The organism is Sphingomonas sp. PP-CE-3G-477, from assembly GCF_003050745.1.
In the GTDB taxonomy this organism is placed as follows: Bacteria; Pseudomonadota; Alphaproteobacteria; order Sphingomonadales; family Sphingomonadaceae; genus Sphingomonas.
Genome location: NZ_QAOF01000010.1, coordinates 74,331 through 97,071, shown reverse-complemented (window position 1 = coordinate 97,071; position 22,741 = coordinate 74,331). Strand labels below are relative to the sequence as shown.

The following is a 22,741-nucleotide window of genomic DNA, read 5'->3' as shown; positions in this document are numbered from 1 at the left end:
TCCACAGCCAGGCCAAACTCAGCGCCATCGCTCGCCAGCTCAACGAGCGCCCCAGAAAGACCTTGATGTATCAGACACCGGCTGAAATGTTCGCCCAGCATGTTGCAGCCACCCGTTGAACCCACCGGCGTTAGCGGACGTTCAGTGGTAAGCAGCGACCCGAGTTTTTTGCGCACCATCGCCGATCCGCGAAGGCGCCACGCTAGTGCAATCGGCCGCCGACATCCTCGAACAGATCCGCCCGTTCGACCCGCGCTCGGTCCGCTCCCCGATCGACGCCTACGCCGCCTCGCCCCCCGAAGATGTAAGCGACACCGACCGCCGCCGGATCACCGACCTGCTCGGCCCCGTCCCCGTCGCGATCGACGAGCTCATCCGCCAGTCGCGCCTGAGCCCCGCGGTCATGCACACCGTATTGCTCGAACTCGAACTGGGCGGCCGCCTCGAACGCCATGCCGGCGGCCGGGCGAGCCTCAGCTGACCTAACCGACCAGTCTCGGTCCCGGGGCGGCGGCAGGAGCAGGGACTGCGGAAACGTCCTCGCCTGGGTCGGCTTGCGGATCGCCGGTCGCTGTATCCTCGCCGCAATCCCGCGCGATCGTGGCGATCAAGACGTCCAGCTCGTTCTGGTGCAGCTTTATCTCGTCGAGCACGGACGACTGCGCGACCTGCTCGCGCAACGCGACGATCCGCTTGGCAAGAAACGAGCATTTCCACCGAGCAACGGTCAAGGCGTCGTTGGTCACGATGCCTCTCCCGCCTCGGTGATGAGAGACCGTCGAACGATCGTCACCGCGCCGTGAAGTTCCCGCCGGACGTCGATCCCTGCGCGAAAGGACGCGATCCGCGTGGGGAACCAGTATGCCCGGCGAAATCCGTCCGAGCCGTTCCGCAACGTCGACAGGTTCACGGTCTCGACTACCACGCACCGTACGGCCGCATCGGTAGAACACAGACGTAAGGTTTGATGACTTCTTATCATATCATCGCGGTAACTGACGAACCTGGATCAATTAATCCGGGAAATACCCTGCATTGAGGCCGATGGCCCTGGTTCGCACGAACACGGTACCGGGCCGCTGGCGGGTCCGGGCATGCGTCGATCCTCGATGGAGACGATCGCAGAGACTACGCTAAACACGGAGTATCGCAGCCTCGCCGCGGTTGCTCCTCTGGAAAACCGGCCCCCGCGACCGCACCTCTTGCACGTCACTCTGAACCCACTGCGGGTTGACGCGGCTACCCCGACGCCGTCACCCTCGTACGCGTACACGTAAGGACCCTGGTTTCCCCATGCAGCTTGTCATCGTCGAATCGCCTGCCAAGGCCAAAACCATCGAGAAGTATCTGGGCAGCGATTACCGCGTCCTGGCCAGCTACGGCCATGTCCGCGATCTGCCGCCCAAGGACGGCTCGGTCGATCCCGACGATGCGTTCGCGATGACGTGGGAGAATTACGCGGACAAGTCGAAGCAGCTGAAGGCGATCACCGATCTCGCCAAGGTCGCCGACCGCCTGATCCTCGCGACCGATCCGGATCGCGAGGGCGAGGCGATTTCGTGGCACGTCCGCGAGGTGCTGCGCGCGCGGAAAGCACTGCCCAAGGAGGTCGAGCGCGTCACCTTCAACGCGATCACCAAGGCCACCGTCACCGAGGCGATGAAGAACCCGCGCGAGCTCGACGACGATCTGATCGACGCCTATCGCGCCCGCCGCGCGCTCGATTACCTGGTCGGCTTCACGCTGTCGCCGGTGCTGTGGCGCAAGCTGCCCGGCGCCAAGTCCGCCGGCCGCGTCCAGTCGGTATCGCTCCGCCTGATCGTCCAGCGCGAGCGCGAGATCGACGTCTTCAAGCCGCAGGAATATTGGTCGGTGACGGCCGAGATGGAGCATGACGGTACCGCCTTCACCTCGCGGCTGACGCAGTTCGAGGGCAACAAGCTCGATCGCCTCTCGATCGGCAACGAAGGCGATGCGCTGCGCGCCAAGCAGGCGGTGCTGGACGGCAATTTCTCGGTGCAGTCGGTCGAGACCAAGCCCGCCGGTCGCAACCCACCGCCGCCGTTCACGACGTCGACGTTGCAGCAGGAAGCCTCGCGCAAACTCGGCTTATCGGCGGATCACACGATGCGGATCGCGCAGGGCCTCTACGAGGACGGCACGATCACCTACATGCGTACCGACGGCGTGCAGATGGATTCGAGCGCGATCAGCGCCGCGCGCCTCGCCGTCGCGAACCGCTTCGACGCGAGCTATGTCCCCGACAAGCCGCGGCAATATCAGTCGAAGGCGAAGAACGCGCAGGAAGCGCATGAGGCGATTCGCCCGACCGATTTCGGCAAGGACAAGGCCGGCGGCGGCGATCATGCGCGCCTCTACGACCTCATCTTCAAGCGTGCCCTGGCGAGCCAAATGGCGTCGGCCCGCATGGAACGCACCACGGTCGAGATGGCCGACGGCACCGGCCGCAACATCCTGCGCGCCACCGGCCAGGTCGTGCTCTTCCCCGGCTACCTCGCGCTGTACGAGGAAGGGTCGGATGACTCGGCCGACGAGGACGCCCGTCGCCTGCCGCGGATGCGCGAAGGCGATGCGCCCGCCAAGAAGAAGGTCGACGCCGAGCAGCACTTCACCCAGCCGCCGCCGCGCTTCTCCGAAGCCTCGCTGGTCAAGCGGATGGAGGAACTCGGCATCGGCCGCCCGTCCACCTACGCGTCGATCATCAAGACGCTCAAGGACCGCGCGTACGTCCGAATCGAAAAGAACCGCTTCTTCGCCGAGGAGAGCGGGCGCTTGGTGACGGCATTCCTCGAACGCTTCTTCGAGAAGTACGTCGGCTACGACTACACCGCCGAACTCGAGGAGGAACTCGACGACGTCTCCGGCGGTCGCGCGCAGTGGCAGTCGGTGCTCGACGCGTTCTGGCGCGATTTCAAGCCGCGCACCAACGAGGTGATGGAGCAGCAGCCGTCGGCGATCACCGCCGAACTCGACACCTTCCTCGCGCCGTACCTGTTCCCCGCCAAGGCTGACGGCGGCGATCCGCGTCTCTGCCCGAACTGCGGCGAGGGCCAGCTCGCGCTGCGTGGCGGCAAGTTCGGCGCGTTCATCGCCTGCTCGAACTACCCCGAGTGCAAATACACGCGCCGCTTCGCGCAACCCGGCGGCGACGCCGAGGCGGACGCCGGTCCGTCGACGCTCGGCACGCATCCCGACACGGGTCAGCCGATCGAGCGCAAGTCGGGACGCTTCGGCCCGTATCTGCAGATCGGCGAAGGCGAAGACCGCAAGATGGCGTCGATCCCGAAGGACATCGGCGAGTTGAACCTGGAGTGGGCGGTCAAGCTACTGTCGCTCCCGCGGACGGTCGGCAACCACCCCGAGACCGGCGAGCCGATCATCTCGACGATCGGCAAGTTCGGCCCGTATCTGAAGCACGCGGGCAAATATGCGCGTCTCCAAACAACGGCGGACGTGTTCGAGACGGGCATGAACGCGGCGGTGGTGAAGCTCGCCGAAGCGGCCGCGGGTGGCGGACGCACCGCGCGGGGGGCTCAGGCACCGCTCAAGGTGCTCGGCAACCATCCGCGCACCGAGGCGGAGATCAAGCTGATGGAGGGGCGCTACGGTGCGTACGTCACCGACGGCACGACCAATGCGACGCTGCCCAAGTCGATCGAGAAGGATCAGCTGACGCTCGAGGAAGCGGCGTCGCTGATCGACGCACGCGCGGCCGCCGCACCAGCAACGAAGAAGAAGAAAGCGCCCGCCAAGAAGCCAGCGGCGAAAAAGGCTCCGGCCAAGACAGCAGTGGCCAAGGACGAGGCTGAAGCGAAGGCTCCGGCAAAGAAGGCGCCGGCTAAAAAGGCCCCCGCCAAGAAAGCCGCGCCAAAGAAGAAAGCCGAAGCCTAATCCTCCCCTGCAAGGGGAAGGGGACCATCCAAAGGATGGTGGAGGGGGGCTTCCCCAAAAGCACCGCTGCGTAAGGTAAGCCCCACGAACGCTACGCCCGCGGTGATCCCCCTCCACCCTTCGCCAAGCGGCGAACGGTCCCCCTCCCCGTTCCGGGGAGGATTAAGCAGCCCGGCGTTGCGTCAACTGCATCCAATCTCGCGCAGCACGCTGCGCCACCGAGATTTCCCGTGCCGTCATATCCTCGGCAATCTCCGCACGACATTCCTGCGCGGCGATGTTCCCCGACACCGCCGCCAGGTTGAACCACTTATGCGCCTCGATCAGGTCGAGGACGACACCCGAAGTCCCCGTCGAATACACCATCCCCAGTTCGTAACACGCCCGGTCGTCGCCGCGCGCGGCATCCGCCAGACGACGTTCGATCGTAATATTCGCGGTCTTGAAACTGCTGCCCATGGTCTTGCCCCCAATGTTCGTGAGGACAGAGTGCAGTGATTCGGGCTACGAAATGGTTAATGGGTTAACGCGCGTTCTTTACAACTCGATCGCGATGTTATCGATCAACCGCGTGGCGCCCATCCGCGCCGCCGCCAGCAACCGCCGCGGACGCTCCGCCGCGGGGTTCTCCGCCAGCGTCTCGGCATCCGCCAGCGCGACGTAATCGATCGTAAATCCCGCCCCGACCAACGTCGTCCGCGCATCGTCGAGCACCGAGTCGACGTCCTCGCCCTTCGCGATCGCCCGCGCGGCGACGCCCAGCGCGCGCGGCAGGGCCACCGCCTGCTTGCGCTGTTCGTCGTCGAGATAGATGTTGCGCGACGACATCGCCAACCCGTCGTCGTCGCGCTGCGTCGGCACCCCGACGATATCGATCGCGAAATCGAGATCCGCCACGAACCGCCGGACGACGGCGAGCTGCTGGTAATCCTTCTCGCCGAAATACGCCGCATCGGGCCCAACCTGGTTGAACAGCTTCGACACGACCGTCGCGACGCCGTCGAAATGGCCAGGCCGCGAGGCGCCGTCGAAGCCGTCGCTGACGCCCGACACGCGCACCGACGTCGCGAACCCATCGGGATACATCGTCTCGACCGACGGCAGCCAGAGCAGGTCGCACCCGGCCTCGTCGAGCATCCGGATATCCGCCATCTCGCGCCGCGGGTAGCGCGACAAATCCTCGTTCGGCCCGAACTGCGTCGGGTTGACGAAGATCGACGCAACAACCTTCGTCCCAGGCCGCTTCGCCGCTTCGATCAGCGCGACATGGCCGGCGTGGAGCGCGCCCATCGTCGGGACGAGCGCGACGCGCTGCCCCGCCGCACGGAAGGCGGCGACGCTGTCGCGCAACGCATTAAGGTCCCGGACGGTGTCCACGTGAAACTCCTACTCGATAAGTGCGGTCGCGGCTTCTATGAAGGGTGACTGTTACGATCAATAAGGAAACGCGCGTTGGCCACGGGCCCGGATACACCCCAAGCTTCGACGCACGTGATCGTGTTCGCCAACGAGAAGGGCGGCACCGGCAAGTCGACGACCGCGGTGCACGTCGCGATCGCGCTCGCCGCGAAGGGTGCGCGCGTCGCGTGTCTCGATCTGGATCACCGCCAGCGCACCGTCGGCCGCTATCTAGACAACCGCGCCGAGACGATAAGGCGCAACGGCTCGGTGCTGCCGATGCCGCGCCACGCGACGCTGTCCGACCAGAGCGAGGACCAGTTCGAGGACCTCTGGCACTCGCTCTGCGAAGGCTCGGACTTCCTGGTCGTCGACACGCCGGGCCGCGACGATCCGTTCGCGCGCACCGCCGCGGCGCTGTCGAACACGCTGGTCACGCCGATGAACGACAGCTTCGTCGACTTCGACCTGATCGGCCAGGTCGATCCCGAGACGTATCAGGTAACGCGCCCGAGCTTCTATTCCGAACTGATCTGGGATGCGCGGAAGCAGCGCGCACGCGCCGACGGCACGACGATCGACTGGGTCGTGCTGCGCAACCGCCTCCAGCACATCGAGGCGCGCAACATGCGCCGCGTGTCGGATGCACTCGCTCAACTGGCCAAGCGCGTCGGCTTCCGGATCATCCCGGGACTCGGCGAGCGCGTGATCTACCGCGAGATGTTCCCCGCCGGCCTGACGATGATCGACGCCAAGGAATTCGGCAGCATGGGCCTCGGCCATGTCGCCGCGCGCCAGGAACTGCGCGAGATGATGGCGGCGTTGCAGCTGCCCGAGGTCATGGCGGAACAGACGCCGGGCGTTGCTGCGTGAAGTGGATCGTCGCCGCCGTCTTCATCTGGCTGGCCTGGCATTACCTTCGCCCCAAGCCCAAGCAGCGCGTGGTGACGGATGAAGCGGAAGCGCGCTCCATCCTCGGCATCGACAGCAACGCCAACGCCGACGCGATCCGCAGCGCGCACCGCCGCCTAATCGCCTCGGTCCACCCCGACCGCGGCGGCTCGACCGACCTGACCCGGCGCGTGAATGCGGCGCGCGACCTCCTTCTGAAGCGCGCGCGCTAACCTCAAACCGCCGTTCGTCCCGAGCGAAGTCGAAGGACAAGCTCAGCACGGACGGAAAGACAGGCCCATGACCCACCAGTTCGACCCGACCTCGCTCCGCGAATACGACATCCGCGGGATCGTCGGCAAAGCGCTAGGCCCCTCTGACGCCGTGGCGATCGGCCGAGGCTTCGCCACCCGCATCCGCGCCGCTGGCGGAACGCGCGTCGCGGTCGGTTATGACGGCCGCAACTCCTCGCCCGAACTCGAAGCCGCGCTCGTCTCCGGCCTCGTCGCAGGCGGCGTCGACATCGTCCGCATCGGCCTCAGCTCCACGCCGATGCTCTATTACGCCGAAGCGACGCTAGAAGTGGACGGCGGCATCCAGGTAACCGGCAGCCACAATCCCCCCGAATATAACGGCTTCAAGATGGTGCACGCCCACGCGCCATTTTTCGGCGACGACATCCAGGACCTCGCCGCGCTCGCCGCATCGGGCGCGTGGAGCGAAGGCGCGGGAGAAGTGACGACCGCGGACGTTCTCGACGCCTATGTCGGGCGGCTGATGGCCGGCTATGCGGGCGGTGCGTACCGGATCGGCTGGGACACGGGGAACGGCGCCGCCGGCCCGGTGATCGAGAAGCTCGTGCAATTGCTGCCGGGTGAGCATCATGTGATCTTCGCCGATGTCGACGGCAATTTTCCCAACCATCATCCCGATCCTACCGAAGAGTCGAACCTCGCCGATCTGAAACGCCTGGTCGCGGAAAAGAACCTCGATTTCGGACTGGCCTTCGATGGCGACGGCGACCGGATCGGCGCGGTCGACGCGTTGGGGCGCGTGATCTGGGGCGACCAGATTCTCTCCATATTGGTCGAGCCTGCGCTGCGCGAGCACCCCGGCGCGCCGATCGTCGCCGACGTGAAGTCTTCCCAAGCGCTGTTCGACCGAATCGCGGAACTGGGCGGCAAGCCGGTGATGGCTCCGACCGGCCACAGCCTGATGAAGACCGCGATGACCCGCACCGGCGCGCCGATCGGCGGCGAGTTGAGCGGCCACCTGTTCTTCGCCGGCGACTATTACGGGTTCGACGACGCGCACTACGCGGCGGTGCGGCTGATCCGCGCGGTCCATCTGTCGGGGCGGTCGCTCACCGAACTGCGCGACGCGATGCCAACGCTGGTGGCGACGCCGGACCTGCGCTTTCCAGTTGAGGACACGCGGAAATTCGTGGTGGTCGACGAGGTGATCGCGCGGTTGAAATCCGAGGGTGTGGCGATGGACCTCACGGATGGTGCGAGGGTGACGACCGCCAACGGGTGGTGGCTCCTCCGCGCCTCGAACACGCAGGCGATGCTGACCGTGCGGGCTGAGGCAAAGGACCAGGCGGCGCTCGATGCGCTGCTAACCGAGGTAGATGCGCACCTGTTGGCAGGCGGTGTAACGCGACGCTAACCGCGAGAATTGCACCACCCCGGCGAAGGCCGGGGCCCAGCTGGAAAGGTGGATGTAACGAAGCGCTCCGCTCCGTTAGCAACGTCCCCCAACTGGACCCCGGCCTCCGCCGGGGAGGTGCTGATGGAAAGGGCGCTCCCAAAATTAGACGAGCACCTCGCGGCGAGCAGTGTGGTGCCGCCCCCTCCCCCGTTATTCCCGCGGAGGCGGGAACCCAGACTGGCTGGCCTCGCAAAAGAATCGCAACCGTTCGGAGGATATGGATCCCCGCCTTCGCGGGGATGACGACGTGGCGAGCGGCGGCGTTAAACGGACTGCAGCCACACATGATTGACTCGCCACCACCCCAGCCTACCGTCCCGCCACCACCCCAAGGAGTCCCCACGTGGAGCGCCCAGTCGACGAATTCCGCTCCAGCACGCGCCGCTGGCTGCTCGGCAGCTTTGCCGGTTGGGGCACCCTCCTCACCTGTCTCGTCGGCGTAGGCTTCGTCATCATCGGCGTCCGCTGGCTCAAGAACCGCAGCGCCAGCTACGAAATCACCGACCAGCGCCTGATCATCAAGCGCGGCATCCTGTTCAAGACGATCGACGAGATCGAACTCTACCGGATCAAGGACGTCCGCCTCGGCTACTCCCTCCTCAACCAGATGACCGACATTGGCACGATCATCCTCACCTCGAGCGATCGCACGACCAGCGGCGGCGAGTTCACGCTCCGCGATATCCCGATGGCGCGGGACCGTCGCGAAGGCCTGCGGAAACTGGTCGACCGCGCCCGCCAGCGCCGCGGCGTCCGCGAACTCGACGTGGATGACTCATACGCGCTGGATTAAGCGCGCTTTTGTCCCCACATGGCGGGCATGGCGCCCCCCTATCCCAAGCCCAAACCCCAGCCCCAGATGATCCGGGTCGTCGACCTCGAGACCACCGGCTCGGCCCCGCCCGCGCACGGCGTGTGCGAGATCGGCTGGCAGGACGTCGCGCTCGGCGAGGACGGACGCTGGGAGATCTACGGCGAAGGCGGCAGCCTGCTCGTCAATCCCGGTCGACTGATCCCGCCCGTGACTCAAGCGATCCACCACATCCTCGACGAGCATGTCGCCGACGCGCCGTATTGGCATGATTGTGCGCGCCAGGTGCTCGACCCGTGGCCGCGCCGGCTCGCACTCGCCGCGCACCGCGCCGATTTCGAGCAGAAATTCTGCACCCCCGCGCTCACCCGCGACGCAGAATGGATCTGCACCTGGAAATGCGCGCTACGACTCTGGCCCGACTCGCCCAGCTTCTCGAACCAGGTACTGCGCTACTGGCGCAAGCCGCACGGCATGGAGCACGAACGCGGCCTCCCCGCGCACCGCGCGTTCCCCGACGCCTACGTCACCGCGTTCCACCTGCGCGACATGCTCAACGAGGCGAGCTTCGCGCAGCTCGTCGAATGGTCGCGCGACCCCGGCCTGATCCCGCGCGTCCGCTACGGCCCCGACCGCGGCAAGGAATGGTCCGAACTCGATCACGAGACGCTGATGGCGTTCATGACCGACCGCGATCCCGATATCCGCTTCACAGCGAACCACGAAATGGACCGGCGCAGCGGCGGCGGTCGCGTCGGCAAGGCGAGCGCGCAGGATCTGCTGCTCTAGATCAATATGCTTAGGCTCGCGGACGCGTCAGTATCGCTGGCGTAACGACTTCCGCCCGCCTACACCGCAAGCCCTATGGTGCGCGTACGTCTGAAACTGCCCTCGTCTGAGGGGCGAGTCGCACGTTGGCTGGTCGCGTTTATGACGCTCGGCTTCATCGCGCTGGCCGCTGCCGCGATCGCGATCGGCTGGATCACCGTCCGCAACCGCACCTACACCGCCGAGATCCTGCACACGCAGGACGTTCGCCAGGCCGTCGCGACGCTCCAGATCCAGATGGAGCAATCCGAGACGGCGCGGCGCGGCTACATCCTCGCCGGCAAGCCGCTGTTCGCGACCGCCTATGCGCGGACCGCGGGCAATCTCGTCCCGTCGATCCGCAAGCTGCGCCACCTGACCCGCGACAACCCCAACCAGGTCGCGCGCCTCGCGCTGATCGAGCCGCGCTTCGTCCAGTTGCGTGCGCTCCGGACGCAGTCGATGACCCTGGTCGCGTCGGGTCGGATCGCCGAGGCGCAGCGCCGGTTCGCGGTCGATGCCAGCGTGCCGCTGATGCGCGGCATCCGCTACCGCCTCCAGGCGATGGCCGCCGACGAAGTCCGCCTGCTCGCGATCCGCACCGAACGCCAGCAACGCACCAGCGCTCTGTTCCTCTCGGTCGCCGGGCTCGCCGCGGCGCTGCTGCTGATCGTCGCGATCCTCGCGGTCCTGCTGATCCGCCGCTACACCGCCGACCTCGCCGCGTCGCGCGACAGCCTGCGCACCCTCAACGAGACGCTCGAGGAGCAGGTCGTGGAACGCACCGCCGACCTCAGCCGCGCGAACGAGGAGATCCAGCGCTTCGCCTATATCGTCAGCCATGACCTGCGCTCGCCGCTGGTGAACGTGATGGGCTTCACTGCCGAACTTGCCGCCGCCGCGGTGCCGCTCGCCGAGCTGGTCGATCGCGCCGAAGCCGGGGCGCCGCACATCCTGACGGAAGACGCACGACTGGCGGCGCGCGAGGACCTGCCCGAGGCGATCGGCTTCATCCGCACCTCGACGCAGAAGATGGATCGGCTGATCAACGCCATCCTCAAGCTCGCGCGCGAAGGCCGCCGAACGATCGCGCCCGAGCATATCGACCCCGCGCAACTGGTCGACACGATCGTCGGTGCGATGCAGCACATCGTCGACGATCGCGGTGCGGTGGTGCGCGTCGAGCGGCCGATGCCGGGAATCGTCACCGATCGCCTCGCGCTCGAACAGATCCTGTCGAACCTGATCGAGAACGCGACCAAGTATCTGAAACCAGGCCGCCCCGGCGAGATCGTCGTGAACGGCCATACCGAACGCGGCCGCGTCATCCTTTCGGTGGTCGACAATGGCCGCGGCATCGATCCACGCGATCACCAGCGCGTGTTCGACCTGTTCCGCCGCTCGGGCGCGCAGGACCAGCCGGGCGAAGGCATCGGACTCGCGCATGTCCGCGCACTCGCCTATCGTCTCGGCGGCACGATCGACGTGCAGTCGACGCTCGGCGACGGCGCGACCTTCCGGCTCAACCTGCCGACCCACATGACCATCCAGGACGCAGCATGAACGATCACAAGACCGTCGGCATCGTGATGATCGAGGATGACGAGGGTCATGCCCGCCTCATCGAGAAGAACATTCGCCGCGCGGGTATCCTGAACGATATCCGTCACTTCACCGACGGCACCACCGCGCTCGACTTCCTGTTCAACGCCGCCGATGGCCCCGCCAAAAGCGGCCCGGCGATGATCCTGCTCGACTTGAATCTGCCCGACATGAGCGGCACCGACATCCTCGCCCGGATCAAGGCGGAGGGCAGCCCGCTAAAGCGCACGCCGGTCGTCGTGCTCACCACCACCGACGACAAGGTCGAGATCGAGCGCTGCTACGATCTCGGCTGCAACGTCTACATTACCAAGCCGGTCAACTATGAGAGTTTCGCGCAGGCGATCCGCCAGCTCGGGCTGTTCCTGTCGGTGATCCAGGTTCCCGAGGCCGAGTGAGCGAAACGCGCGTCCTCTACATCGACGACGACGCCGGCATCCGGCGGCTGGCGGCGCGTGCCCTGGAACGCCGCGGCTACCGGATGACCGTCGCCGAAACCGGGTCCGAAGGCGTCGTCAAGGCGGCGGCAGAACGCTTCGACCTGATCGCGGTCGATCATTACATGCCCGGCATGGACGGTCTCGAAACATTGGAAGCGCTCCGCCGCCTGCCCGATCCGCCCCCCGTCGTGTACGTCACCGGCTCCGAGGAAGGCCGCATCGCGGTCGCCGCGCTGAAGGCGGGTGCTGCCGATTACGTCGTGAAGACGGTCGGCGACGATTTCTTCGACCTGCTCGCCGCCTCGTTCGAACAGGTGCGCGCACGCGCGTTGCTGAAGCACGAAAAGGCCGCCGCCGAAGCCGATCTCCGCGCCAGCAACGCGCGGCTCGAGGCGCTGCTCGGCGAGGTCAACCACCGCGTCGCCAACTCGCTGCAACTCGTTTCCGCAATGGTCCGCCTCCAGGCGACCGCGCTGACCGACCCTTCCGCACGCGAAGCGCTGGAGGATACGCAACGCCGCATCCAGGCGATCGCGCAGGTCCACCGCCGACTCTACACGAGCAACGACGTCGAGAGCGTCGACATGCAGGAATATCTCGGCGCGCTGGTCGACGAACTCGCCGAGACCTGGTCGACCGAGGCGCTCCCCCGCGCCTTGAGCCTCGCCGCCGAGCCGATCCGCCTGCCCACCGACCGCGCGGTGTCGTTGGGCGTGATCGTCACCGAACTCGTCACCAACGCCTGCAAATACGCCTACCCCAACAGCGGCGGCGAAGTCCGCGTCGCGCTCCGCCGGATCGACGACGACGTCTTCCTGCTCGCGGTCGAGGACGATGGCTGTGGCATCCCCGAAGATGCCGTCCCGCGCGGCACCGGTCTCGGCACGAAGCTCATCCGCGCGATGGCGCAGAGCCTGCAGTCGATCGTCGAGTACGACCCGACCCACATTGGCGTCCGCGCCACCCTCCGCGCGGCGGTACGGTAACCTTCTGATCCTCCCCCGCGAGGGGGAGGTGGCGCCGTAGGCGGCGGAGGGGGAGGCACACGCAACAAGGGTTTTCCCTTACCTCCCCCTCCGTCTGGCAAGTGCCAGCCACCTCCCACTAGCGGGGGAGGATCGTTCAGATCGCGCGCACCGCCGCCAGGATCATCCGCCCGGTCAATCGCGCCGTCTCATCCTCCGACAAACGCGGCCGCGACAACGTCCGGTGGCCCAGCCCGAACATGAAGGCGAGGATCAGCTCCTCCGCGCCCTCCAGTTCGTTCTCCTGCAAATCCGGATTGGCGACGCAGGCGAGTTCGCGGATCATCCGGCGGAAATCGCGGCACAGGTCGGCGATCGTATCGGCGACGTCGGCGTTGCGATGCGCCTCCGCCATGATCTCGAACGACAGCGCCTCGTCGCCCTTCGACAAGGCACGCCGCGCCAGTTCGACGAACCCTTCCTCGATCGAGAATCGTTCCGATTTGACCGAGTCGTTCATCGTCTGCAGCTCGGCCATCTTGGCGGCAGCATCTTCCATCACGATCGCCTGGATCACCGCGTTCTTGCCGGTGAAAAGGCGATAAATCTGGCCGACGGAAACGCCCGCCGCCACCGCCAGTTCGGACATCGGAGTCTGGTGAAACCCTTGGGTCGCAAACAGATGACGGGCCGCGGCGACGATACGTTCCCGGCTCCCCATCTCATGCTGCACTGCACTCAAAATCATATTCCCGATGCGTTTTTTGGTTGACCCGCCGCTCGCACGATCATAGCGGGCAAAGCAAGCGGAATGAACGTTCATTCCGGTAAAACTCATCTGCACGACGTCGGGATGCTTAACATGCAGCAATTGAACCTCAGGGGAACGGTGGCTCTGGCCGCGCTGGCGCTGATGACCGCGTGCAGCAAGGAGCAGGCTCCACCGCCGCCGCCCACGCCGACCGTCGGCGTCGTCACCGTCGCCGAGGAATCGGTCGTCCTCACCTCCGAGCTTCCCGGCCGTATCGCCGCGGTGGAGACCTCCGAGGTCCGTCCGCAGGTCAGCGGCGTCGTTCGCGATCGCCTGTTCACCGAGGGCGCGATGGTCAGCAAGGGCCAGGTACTCTACGCGATCGAGGACGCCCCCTACCGCGCGGCGCTCGCCAGCGCGCAGGGCCAGCTCGGCGCGGCCCAGTCGCAGATCAACGCGACCCGCCTCCAGGCGCAGCGTTACGGCCAACTCGTCCAGCTGAACGCGGTCAGCAAGCAGGAGGCGGACAACGCCACCGCCTCCGCGCAGCAGGCTCGCGCGAATGTTGCAGCGCAGCAGGCGGCTGTCCAGTCGGCGCGCGTCAACCTCGGTTTCACGCGGATCAAGGCACCGATCTCGGGTCGCATCGGCCGATCGCTCGTGACCGTCGGTGCGCTGGTCCAGATGGGCCAGACCGATCCGCTCGCGACGATCCAGCGCACCAACACGGTGTATGTCGACGTCGTCCAGTCGGCGGCGCAGCTGCTCGATCTCAAGCAGGCGATGGCGAGCGGCGGCGTGACCCGCAGCGACGGCAGCGCGCGCGTCCAGCTGATCCTCCCGAACGGCAGCACTTATCCGATCGAGGGTCGCCTGCAATTCTCCGAAGTCACGGTCGACCAGACCACCGGCGCGGTGACGCTGCGCGCGAGCTTCCCGAACCCCAACGGCCTGTTGCTGCCCGGCATGTACGTCCGCGCCAAGCTGGTCGAGGGCACGCGTGCGCAGGCGATCATGGCGCCCACTGCAGGCATCACGCGCGATCCGCGCGGCGGTGCGACCGCTCTGGTCGTCAACGCACAGAACAAGGTCGAGCAGCGCACCGTCACCACCGATCGCGTGATCGGCGACAAGTGGATCGTCACCAGCGGCCTGAAGCCCGGCGACAAGCTGATCGTCGAGGGGCTGCTCAACCTGCGCCCCGGCTCGACCGTCAAGCCCGCTGCCCCGCAGCAGGTCGCCAAGCCCGCCGGCGCTGCACCCGGAGGCGGCGACGCGTCCGGTGCGACCAGCAACAGTTCCGCGCAGGCCGGGAAGTAACCGCCCATGTCACGCTATTTCATCGATCGACCCATCTTCGCGTGGGTCATCGCCATCATCCTGATGCTGGCCGGTATCCTCGCGATCCGGTCGCTGCCGATCGCGCAGTTCCCTGAGATCGCCGCCCCCAAGGTGACGGTCGCGACGTCCTATCCGGGCGCCGACGCACAGACGCTCGAAAATACGACGACGCAGATCATCGAGCAGCAGATGAAGGGCATCGACAACCTTCGCTACTTCGCCTCGACCTCGGACGGCTCTGGCAACCTCGCGATCACGCTCACCTTCGAGCAGGGGACCGACCCCGACATCGCGCAGGTCCAGGTGCAGAACAAGCTGCAACAGGCGACGCCGCTCCTGCCGCAGGAAGTGCAGCAGGCCGGTCTGCGCGTGACCAAGGCGACCGCCAACTTCCTGCTTATCATCGCCGCCTATTCGGAAAACGGCGATCACGACCAGGTCGATCTCGGCGACATGATCGCCTCGAAGCTCCAGGATCCGCTCAGCCGCATCAAGGGCGTCGGCGACACGCAGGTGTTCGGCGCGCAATATTCGATGCGGATCTGGGTCGACCCGTTCAAGATGTCGAACCTCGGCGTCACCGTCACCGACATCACCTCCGCCCTGACCGCGCAGAACGCACAGGTCTCGGCCGGTCAGGTCGGCAGTCTGCCCGCGGTAAAGGGTCAGTCGCTCAACGCCACCGTGACCGCACAGTCGCGCCTCCAGACGCCGGAACAGTTCCGCGCGATCATCGTCCGCTCGGCAACCAGCGGCGCGACCGTGCGCCTGTCGGACGTCGCGCGCGTCGAGATGGGCTCGGAGAACTACAGCTTCCAGGCACGCTATAACGGCAAGCAGGCGGCAGGCTTCGGCGTGAAGCTGGCACCGGGTGCGAACGCGCTCGACACCGTCAAGCTGGTCAAGGCCGAGGTCAACCGGATTGCCAAGCAGTTCCCGCCCGACGTCAAGGTCGCGTTCCCGATCGACAACTCGACGTTCGTGCGGCTGTCGGTCGAGCAGGTCATCCACACGCTGATCGAGGCGATCGTCCTCGTCTTCCTCGTGATGTTCCTGTTCCTCCAGAATTTCCGCGCGACGCTGATCCCGACGATCGCGGTCCCGGTAGTGTTGCTCGGCTCGCTTGCCGTGCTCCAGGTCGCGGGGTTCACGATCAACACGCTGACCTTGTTCGGCATGGTGCTGGCGATCGGCCTGCTCGTCGATGACGCGATCGTCGTCGTCGAGAACGTCGAGCGCTTGATCCAGGAGGAAGGGCTAAGCCCCAAGGAAGCCGCCAAGAAGTCGATGGACGAGATCAGCGGCGCGCTGGTCGGCATCGGCCTCGTTCTGTCGGCTGTGTTCCTGCCGATGGCGTTCTTCAGCGGCTCGACCGGCGTGATCTTCCGCCAGTTCTCGATCACCATCGTGTCGTCGATGGCGCTTTCGGTGCTGGTCGCGTTGATCCTGACGCCCGCGCTCTGCGCGACGATCCTCAAGCCCGCGAAGGAAGGCCATAGCGAGAAGAAGGGCTTCTTCGGCTGGTTCAACCGCACTTTCGACAAGGGCGTCGGCAAGTATGGCAACGGCCTGCGCCGCGTCGAGAAGGGCTGGGTCCGCACGATGCTGGTCTATGCTGTGATCGTCGTCGCGATGGCCTTCATCTTCGTGCGCCTGCCATCGGGCTTCCTCCCCGAGGAAGACCAGGGCGTGATGTTCGCGCAGGTCTCGATGCCGTCGGGTACACCGATGGAGGAGACCGCCCGGACGATGGACAAGGTCCGCGATCACTTCATGATCGACGAGAAGGCCAACACCGCGGGCATCTTCACGATCAGCGGCTTCGGCTTCGTCGGCCAGGGCCAGAATGTCGGCATCGCCTTCATCCAGCTGAAGCCTTGGGAAGATCGTAGCGGCAAGGAGAACAGCGTCGCGGCGGTCGCGGCACGCGCCAACCAGGCGCTCGCCGGGATCCGGGCCGGCATGGTGATCGGCTTCGTGCCGCCCGCCGTGCAGGAACTGGGCAACGCCAACGGCTTCGACTTCATGCTGAAGGACAATGCCGGCGTCGGTCACGAGAAGCTGCTCGAAGCGCGCAACATGCTGCTCGGCATGGCCAGCCAGGACAAGCGCCTGATGCAGGTCCGCCCGAACGGGCTCGAGGATGCGCCTCAGCTGAAACTGAACGTCGACCAGGCGCAGGCGGGGGCACTCGGCCTCAGCCAGCAAGACATCAACACCACCGTCAGCACCGCGTTCGGTGGCGCGTACATCAACGACTTCATCGACCGCGGTCGCGTGAAGAAGGTGTTCGTGCAGGCCGACGCACCGTTCCGCACGACGCCCGCCGACCTCGGCAACTTCTACGTCCGCGGCACGACCAGCAACGCGATGGCGCCGTTCTCGTCCTTCTCGACGACGAGCTGGAACTACGGTCCATCGCGACTCGAACGGTACAACGGCGTAGCCTCGTTCGAGATCATGGGCTCGCCGGCGCCGGGCGTCAGCAGCGGCACCGCGATCAAGGCGATGGAGGAGATGGCGGCCAAGCTGCCCCCCGGCATCGGCTATGAGTGGACCGGGCTCAGCTACGAGGAAAACCTGTCGGGCGGCCAGTCGACCACGGTCTATGCGCTGTCGCTGCTGATCGTGTTCCTCTGCCTGGCCGCACTGTACGAGAGCTGGTCGATCCCGATCGCCGTCCTGCTGGTGGTGCCACTCGGCGTCCTCGGCGCGGTCGGCGCGGCGATGATCTTCGGGCTGAACAACGACATCTACCTCCAAGTCGGGCTGATCACGACGATCGGTGTGGCGGCGAAGAACGCGATCCTAATCGTCGAGTTCGCCGAGGAGAAGATGGGCGACGGGATGAACGCGGCCGATGCCGCGGTCGAGGCGGCCAAGCTTCGCCTTCGCCCGATCCTGATGACGTCGTTCGCGTTCATCTTCGGCGTGTTGCCGCTCGCACTGTCGAGCGGCGCCGGCGCCGGCGGCCAGAACGCGATCGGCTGGGCGGTGGTCGGCGGCATGCTGTCCGCGACCGTCCTCGCGATCTTCTTCGTGCCGCTGTTCTTCCTGCTCGTGAAGCGCGTCTTCAAGCAGGACAAGGCCGGCTCGGGGCAGGACCGCGACCAGGTGCCCGACCACGACGGCAACCGTGACGATAACCGTGACGGCGGCCATCCGCCCCACGACCAGCGGCCGCAGGAGGCCTGATCCAGATGTTCTCGACCAAGATCTCCAGCCGCACGGCGCTCACGTTCGCCGCCGGGCTCACGCTCGCCGGGTGCAACCTCGCCCCCAAATACGTCCGCCCGGAGCTTCCCGTCGCGCCGAGCGGACCGACCGGGCCAGCCTATTCAGCCGGCAACGCCGCGAACGCGATCGTGCCGGCGGACACCGCGTGGGAGGCGTTCTTTACCGACGACCGTCTGCGCGGCGTGATCCGCCTCGCGCTCGACAATAACCGCGACGTCCGCATCGCGGTCGCCAACGTCGCACAGGCGCGCGCGCAATACCGCGTCCAGCGCGCGGACCTGTTTCCGACGATCGGCGCGACCGGCAGCGCGACCTACCAGAAGTCGCCGTTCGGTGCGGTTGGCGGCGGCGTAGGCGGTGTCGGCGGCGGCACGGGTGGTGGCACGGGCGGCGTCGGTGGCGGTACCGGAACGGGTGGCGGCACCGGTGGTGGTACCGGCGGCGCGGGCACGGCCGTCACGGGCAGCGGGCGCGCCGACATCTATTCGGCCAATGTCGGTATCTCGGCTTGGGAAATCGATCTCTTCGGCCGCATCCGCAACCTGACCCAGGCACAGCAGGAAGCGTATTTCGCGGCGGAGGAAAACCGCAACGCAGCCCAGGTGTCGCTCATCTCGGAGACCGCGACCGCGTGGCTGACGATGGCGGCGGACCAGGACCGCCTCAAGATCGCGCAGGATACCGAGCGTGCGTTCGGCCAGACGCTGAAGCTCACGCAGGATCGCTTCCGGATCGGCATCGCGTCCGAACTCGAAGTGCGTCAGGCGCGCACCACCTATGATCAGGCGCGCTCGGACATTGCCGACGCCACCACGCTGATCGCGCAGGACCAGAACGCGCTGAACCTGCTCGCCGGGACGACCGTGACGCAGGACCTGCTCCCCGCGCGGATGCCGGACAAGACGCCGACGCTGGAGAATTTGCCCGCCAACCTGTCGTCGGAAGTGCTGTTGCGTCGTCCGGACGTCGCCGCGGCCGAGCACAATTTGATCGCCGCCAACGCGAATATCGGCGCGGCGCGCGCGGCGTTCTTCCCGAACATCTCGCTCACCGCGGCGTTCGGTACGCTCAGCCTCGGCCTGTCGAACCTGTTCGGCAGCGGCAGCCAGCAATGGTCGGTCGCGCCGTCGATCACGCAGCCGATCTTCGATTTCGGTCGCAACAAGGGTAACCTGCAATACGCCAAGGCAACGCGCGACGCGATGCTGGCCACGTACGAACGGAGCATCCAGACCGGCTTCCGCGAGGTCACCGACGCACTCGCACGTCGCGGCACGATCAACAGCCAGCTCGAGGCGCAGACGTCGCTGCGCGACAACGCGGCGGGCGCGTACAACCTATCGCAGCTCCGCTTCCGCGCCGGGATCGACCCGTTCCTCAACACGCTCGATTCGCAGCGTGCGCTCTACACCGCACAACAGAGCCTGCTGGCGACGCGCCTCGTCCGCGACAGCAACGCGGTCGAACTCTATCGCTCGCTCGGCGGTGGCCTGAAGTAAAATCCTCCCCCGTGAGGGGGAGGTGGCTGGCGCTTGCCAGACGGAGGGGGAGGAACGCGAAAACCGCTGTTCCGTGTCCTCCCCCTCCGTCATCTACGGCGACACCTCCCCCTGGCGGGGGAGGATAAAAGATCGCGCTAGTTCGCCGGCTCGGACAACGGCGCGAACCGTGCGACCTGTCGCCCGACCAGGCGCAACTGCTCGAGCACCGCAGGATCGCTTGCCCCGCCCTCGTCGTCGAACTTCGTCACCTGCGTATTGATCGCAGCGGCAAACGGCGTCGGCCACCCGCGCAACGCATGGACGATCGAACGCAACGCCGCGATCGTGCTCCCCGTCGCCTGCCAACCATACGCCGTCGCGATCAGCCCGACCGGCATGTCCGCCAGATACGGCCGCTCGGGATCGCGCGCGGTTTCCTCCAGCAGGTCGAGCGCGTTCTTCACGACGCCCGAGATGCTGCCGTGATAGCCCGGGCTGGCGATGATCACCGCGGACGCCTCGCGCACCGCCGCCACGAACGCCTGTTCGTCGGGCGTCCGCGTCGTCGCCTTGGGATCGTACAGCGGCAGCCGCGCCATGTCGGCGCCGCCGAACATCTGCGTGCGATACCCCTGCTTCTCGACCGCATCGAGCGCGATCCGCAGCGCGCGCTCGGTCGACGAGACGCCGCCGATTGTGCCGCCGATGCCGACGACCAGCGGCAGAACGGCGGGAAGAGTGTCGGAAGCGGCCACGGTTTTATCCTGTTCGAACGTCATGCGATGCTCTTTCCCGTTTCGTCGCGCGATGACAACAGCTTCGGTCGGTTCGCGTCACACAGACGTCGTGCCGCTGTCGCTAAGCCCCTGTACACGTTAAGCATGCGCAGGAACGGACGGCGTAAGCACAGACTTGCCCGAGCTGTCATAGAACGATAATACACCTGAAGTCCGCCGCTTGGCCGACCCGCTGGAACGACCGATGCGCCCCGATCCCTTCGACACCAACCGTTCCGGCTCCAGCGGCGACCGCGAGCCCTACGCCTATGAGCGCGAGCGGCTGATCACCGAGCGCGAACGCCTCCGCCAGAAATACGAGGCCGAGCGGGACGGCGAAGATCCGGCCCCGTACGATCGCGACTTCGGCCCAGCCTACGCCACTCCCAGCGCGCCACGACGCAAGCGTCCGATCGGTCGCTGGATCCTGCGCGGAGCGGGGATCGGCATCGTTCTGCTGGTGATCGCGATCATCTGGCTGGCGATCACCGCGCCGCTGTCGAAATCGCTGCAGCCGCCGACGCCGCCCTCGATCACGCTGACCGCGGACGACGGCACGCCGATCGCACGACGCGGCGCGATCATCGGCAAGTCGGTCGATGCCTCGAAGCTCCCGCCGCACGTCACGCAGGCGTTCCTCGCGATCGAGGACCGGCGCTTCTATTCGCACTGGGGCGTCGACCCGCGCGGCATCGCGCGTGCGGCATGGGCGAACATGGGCTCGGGTGGCGTCCGCCAGGGCGGCTCGACGATCACGCAACAGCTCGCGAAGAACGCCTTCCTCGATTCGGACCGCACCGCGACGCGGAAAATCCGCGAGGCGATGATCGCCTTCTGGCTCGAGGCATGGCTGTCGAAGAACGAGATCCTCTCGCGCTATCTCTCGAACGTCTATTTCGGCGACAACACCTACGGGATCAGCGCGGCCGCCAAGCATTATTTCGGCCGCACCCCCGACAAGCTCAACGTAGGCCAGGCGGCAATGCTGGCCGGCTTGGTCAAGGCCCCGTCCCGCCTCGCCCCCACGTCGAACCTCGAAGGCGCGCGCAAGCGGGAGGCCGTCGTGGTCGGCGCGATGGTCGACGCGGGCTTCCTCACCAAGGCGGAAGGCGAGGCGGTCCAGCCACAGCGTGTGCTCGGCAGCCGCCCGTCGCAGCTCCCCAACGGCACCTATTTCGCCGACTGGATCCTCCCCGAAGCGCGCGACCAAGCCGGCGAGATCAAGACCGAGGCGACCGTCCAGACCACGCTCGATCCGCGGTTACAACGCGCGGCGGAGCGCACTGTCGCGCGCGCAGGATTGCGTCAGGCACAGGTCGCGCTGGTAGCGATGCGCCCCGATGGCCGCGTCGTCGCGATGATCGGCGGCAAGAACTACGCGAAAAGCCCGTTCAACCGCGCGACGCAGGCCCGCCGCCAGCCCGGCTCGACCTTCAAGCTGTTCGTCTACCTCGCCGCGATGCGCCAGGGCCTCACCCCCGATTCGACGATCGAGGACCGCCCGGTGACGATCGGCGACTGGACCCCGAAGAACAGCGACGGCCGCTATCAGGGCACGATCACGCTCCGCCAGGCATTCGCGCGCTCGTCCAACGTCGCCGCGGCACGGCTGACGCAACAGGTCGGCGTGAAGGCGGTGATCAAGGCCGCGCGTGACCTAGGCATTTCCACGCCGATCCCCAGCGAGGCGACGATCGGCCTCGGCACGTCGACCGTGTCGCTGCTCGAACTGACCGCTGCCTATGCCGCGATCGCGCGCGAGCAATATCCGGTCCAGCCGCGCGGCCTTGCCGACGTCCGCGAGAAGGGCTGGTATCAGTCGCTGACCGGCGGCGCGACCGAGATGCCGAGCAAGATCCACGACGAAATGCTCGACCTGCTGGCGGCCTCGATCCGCACCGGCACCGGGCGCGGTGCGAACCTGACGGTCGACGCGTTCGGCAAGACCGGCACGACCTCGGACAACAAGGACGCGCTGTTCGTCGGCTTCGCGCGCGATCTGGTCGTCGGCGTGTGGGTCGGCAACGACGACAATTCGTCCAACCCCGGCCTGTCGGGCGGCGGCATCCCCGCACGGATCTGGCGCGACTTCATGCAGAGCGCGCTGGGCATCGCCCCGATCGCTGCACCGGCTCCGGCGGTGGAGGAAGTCGATCCTGACGCACTGCCGGCGGAAGACCAGGAGAATTCCATTCTGCCGTTGGGCGGGGAGATCGAAGGAATGGGCTTCAACCTGAAGATGGGCGAGGACGGCACCATCTCCGTCGGCCCCTCCCGCCGCGACCGCCAGGAAGGCCCGCCCCCCCGCGACGATCGTCGGCCGCCGGAGGAAGAACAAGGGCCTGACGAGGGGCAATAGCACCCCGATCGGCACCATCCGTCCACTCAGCACCACCCCGGCGGAGGCCGGGGCCCAATTGGAAAGGTTGCAGTAACGACGCGCCGTCTTTCGTTACCTCCCGCCCCCAATTGGGCCCCGGCCTTCGCCGGGGTGGAGGAGTAGGCGCTTGGCCTGACGAGAGGCAGTAACCTCACCCCCTCCGTCATCCTGACAAAAGTCAGGACCCAGAGCCACGAATGACACGTCTCGTGGCTCTGCGTCCTGAGTCGAGCCCAGGA

The 22,741-nt window shown here is 66.6% G+C and carries 18 protein-coding genes and 2 pseudogenes; 15 read left to right on the top strand and 5 right to left on the bottom strand.

All coding sequences use genetic code 11. The annotated features are described in order from the left end of the window. A pseudogene (locus C8J45_RS16570) lies at positions 1-119 on the top strand (IS30 family transposase); the annotation flags it as partial. A 65-nt stretch (positions 120-184) separates the two neighbouring features. After that, positions 185-481, top strand: a pseudogene (locus tag C8J45_RS16565) (DNA-protecting protein DprA); the annotation flags it as partial. A gap of 1 nt (position 482) precedes the next feature. Here the strand turns inward: C8J45_RS16565 and C8J45_RS16560 are convergent. Further along, a complete protein-coding gene (locus C8J45_RS16560; RefSeq protein ID WP_107964216.1) occupies positions 483-746 on the bottom strand; it encodes a hypothetical protein in 264 nt (87 codons plus the stop codon). Between the two features lie 547 nt (positions 747-1,293). Here C8J45_RS16560 and topA point away from each other — a divergent pair. Next, entirely contained in the window at positions 1,294-3,912 is a 2,619-nt protein-coding gene (gene topA / locus C8J45_RS16550; RefSeq protein WP_107964214.1) for a type I DNA topoisomerase, read from the top strand. Between the two features lie 162 nt (positions 3,913-4,074). On the opposite strand, the gene C8J45_RS16545 is transcribed toward topA, so the two are convergent. Both C8J45_RS16545 and panC read right to left on the bottom strand, forming a co-directional pair. After that, a complete protein-coding gene (locus C8J45_RS16545) occupies positions 4,075-4,371 on the bottom strand; it encodes a sel1 repeat family protein (RefSeq protein WP_107964213.1) in 297 nt (98 codons plus the stop codon). A gap of 78 nt (positions 4,372-4,449) precedes the next feature. After that, a complete protein-coding gene (panC, locus tag C8J45_RS16540; protein ID WP_107964212.1) occupies positions 4,450-5,289 on the bottom strand; it encodes a pantoate--beta-alanine ligase in 840 nt (279 codons plus the stop codon). A gap of 75 nt (positions 5,290-5,364) precedes the next feature. Here panC and C8J45_RS16535 point away from each other — a divergent pair, with 75 nt between their 5' ends. The 8 genes from C8J45_RS16535 (at position 5,365) to C8J45_RS16500 (ending at position 12,557) form a co-directional block, all read left to right on the top strand. Next, on the top strand, positions 5,365-6,183 hold the full coding sequence (locus tag C8J45_RS16535) for a division plane positioning ATPase MipZ (RefSeq protein WP_107964211.1): 819 nt from the start codon (positions 5,365-5,367) through the stop codon (positions 6,181-6,183). Next, complete coding sequence (locus C8J45_RS16530; RefSeq protein ID WP_107964210.1) at positions 6,180-6,434, top strand: DnaJ domain-containing protein; 255 nt, start codon at positions 6,180-6,182, stop codon at positions 6,432-6,434. The genes C8J45_RS16535 and C8J45_RS16530 overlap by 4 nt, the downstream gene beginning before the upstream one ends. A gap of 67 nt (positions 6,435-6,501) precedes the next feature. Further along, positions 6,502-7,869: a phosphoglucomutase/phosphomannomutase PgmG gene (gene pgmG / locus C8J45_RS16525; protein WP_107964209.1), complete on the top strand. Its 1,368-nt coding sequence runs from the start codon at positions 6,502-6,504 to the stop codon at positions 7,867-7,869. Between the two features lie 385 nt (positions 7,870-8,254). Further along, positions 8,255-8,704 (top strand): PH domain-containing protein, encoded by a 450-nt coding sequence (locus tag C8J45_RS16520; RefSeq protein ID WP_107964208.1) that lies wholly within the window; start codon positions 8,255-8,257, stop codon positions 8,702-8,704. A gap of 27 nt (positions 8,705-8,731) precedes the next feature. Further along, on the top strand, positions 8,732-9,511 hold the full coding sequence (locus tag C8J45_RS16515) for an exonuclease domain-containing protein (protein WP_107964229.1): 780 nt from the start codon (positions 8,732-8,734) through the stop codon (positions 9,509-9,511). A gap of 75 nt (positions 9,512-9,586) precedes the next feature. Beyond that, positions 9,587-11,092, top strand: a complete 1,506-nt coding sequence (locus C8J45_RS16510) for an ATP-binding protein (RefSeq protein ID WP_107964207.1) — start codon at positions 9,587-9,589, stop codon at positions 11,090-11,092. Then, positions 11,089-11,529: a response regulator gene (locus tag C8J45_RS16505; RefSeq protein WP_056053360.1), complete on the top strand. Its 441-nt coding sequence runs from the start codon at positions 11,089-11,091 to the stop codon at positions 11,527-11,529. The genes C8J45_RS16510 and C8J45_RS16505 overlap by 4 nt, the downstream gene beginning before the upstream one ends. Next, positions 11,526-12,557, top strand: a complete 1,032-nt coding sequence (locus tag C8J45_RS16500; protein WP_107964206.1) for a sensor histidine kinase — start codon at positions 11,526-11,528, stop codon at positions 12,555-12,557. The genes C8J45_RS16505 and C8J45_RS16500 overlap by 4 nt, the downstream gene beginning before the upstream one ends. A gap of 136 nt (positions 12,558-12,693) precedes the next feature. Here C8J45_RS16500 and C8J45_RS16495 read toward each other — a convergent pair whose 3' ends face one another. Beyond that, on the bottom strand, positions 12,694-13,407 hold the full coding sequence (locus C8J45_RS16495; protein WP_308811360.1) for a helix-turn-helix domain-containing protein: 714 nt from the start codon (positions 13,405-13,407) through the stop codon (positions 12,694-12,696). Between C8J45_RS16495 and C8J45_RS16490 the strand changes: the two genes are divergently transcribed. The 3 genes from C8J45_RS16490 to C8J45_RS16480 are packed head-to-tail and all read left to right on the top strand — an operon-like array spanning position 13,399 to position 19,364. Continuing rightward, on the top strand, positions 13,399-14,607 hold the full coding sequence (locus C8J45_RS16490; protein WP_107964227.1) for an efflux RND transporter periplasmic adaptor subunit: 1,209 nt from the start codon (positions 13,399-13,401) through the stop codon (positions 14,605-14,607). The genes C8J45_RS16495 and C8J45_RS16490 overlap by 9 nt on opposite strands. Before the next feature lie 6 nt (positions 14,608-14,613). Then, positions 14,614-17,823 carry an efflux RND transporter permease subunit gene (locus C8J45_RS16485; RefSeq protein ID WP_107964205.1) on the top strand — a complete coding sequence of 1,070 codons (3,210 nt, stop codon included), beginning with the start codon at positions 14,614-14,616 and terminating at the stop codon, positions 17,821-17,823. A gap of 5 nt (positions 17,824-17,828) precedes the next feature. Next, on the top strand, positions 17,829-19,364 hold the full coding sequence (locus C8J45_RS16480) for an efflux transporter outer membrane subunit (RefSeq protein WP_107964204.1): 1,536 nt from the start codon (positions 17,829-17,831) through the stop codon (positions 19,362-19,364). A 137-nt stretch (positions 19,365-19,501) separates the two neighbouring features. On the opposite strand, the gene C8J45_RS16475 is transcribed toward C8J45_RS16480, so the two are convergent. After that, positions 19,502-20,101 (bottom strand): NADPH-dependent FMN reductase, encoded by a 600-nt coding sequence (locus C8J45_RS16475; RefSeq protein ID WP_243650214.1) that lies wholly within the window; start codon positions 20,099-20,101, stop codon positions 19,502-19,504. Between the two features lie 226 nt (positions 20,102-20,327). Between C8J45_RS16475 and C8J45_RS16470 the strand changes: the two genes are divergently transcribed. Then, positions 20,328-22,481, top strand: a complete 2,154-nt coding sequence (locus C8J45_RS16470; protein WP_107964226.1) for a transglycosylase domain-containing protein — start codon at positions 20,328-20,330, stop codon at positions 22,479-22,481. The last annotated feature ends 260 nt before the right edge of the window (positions 22,482-22,741 follow it).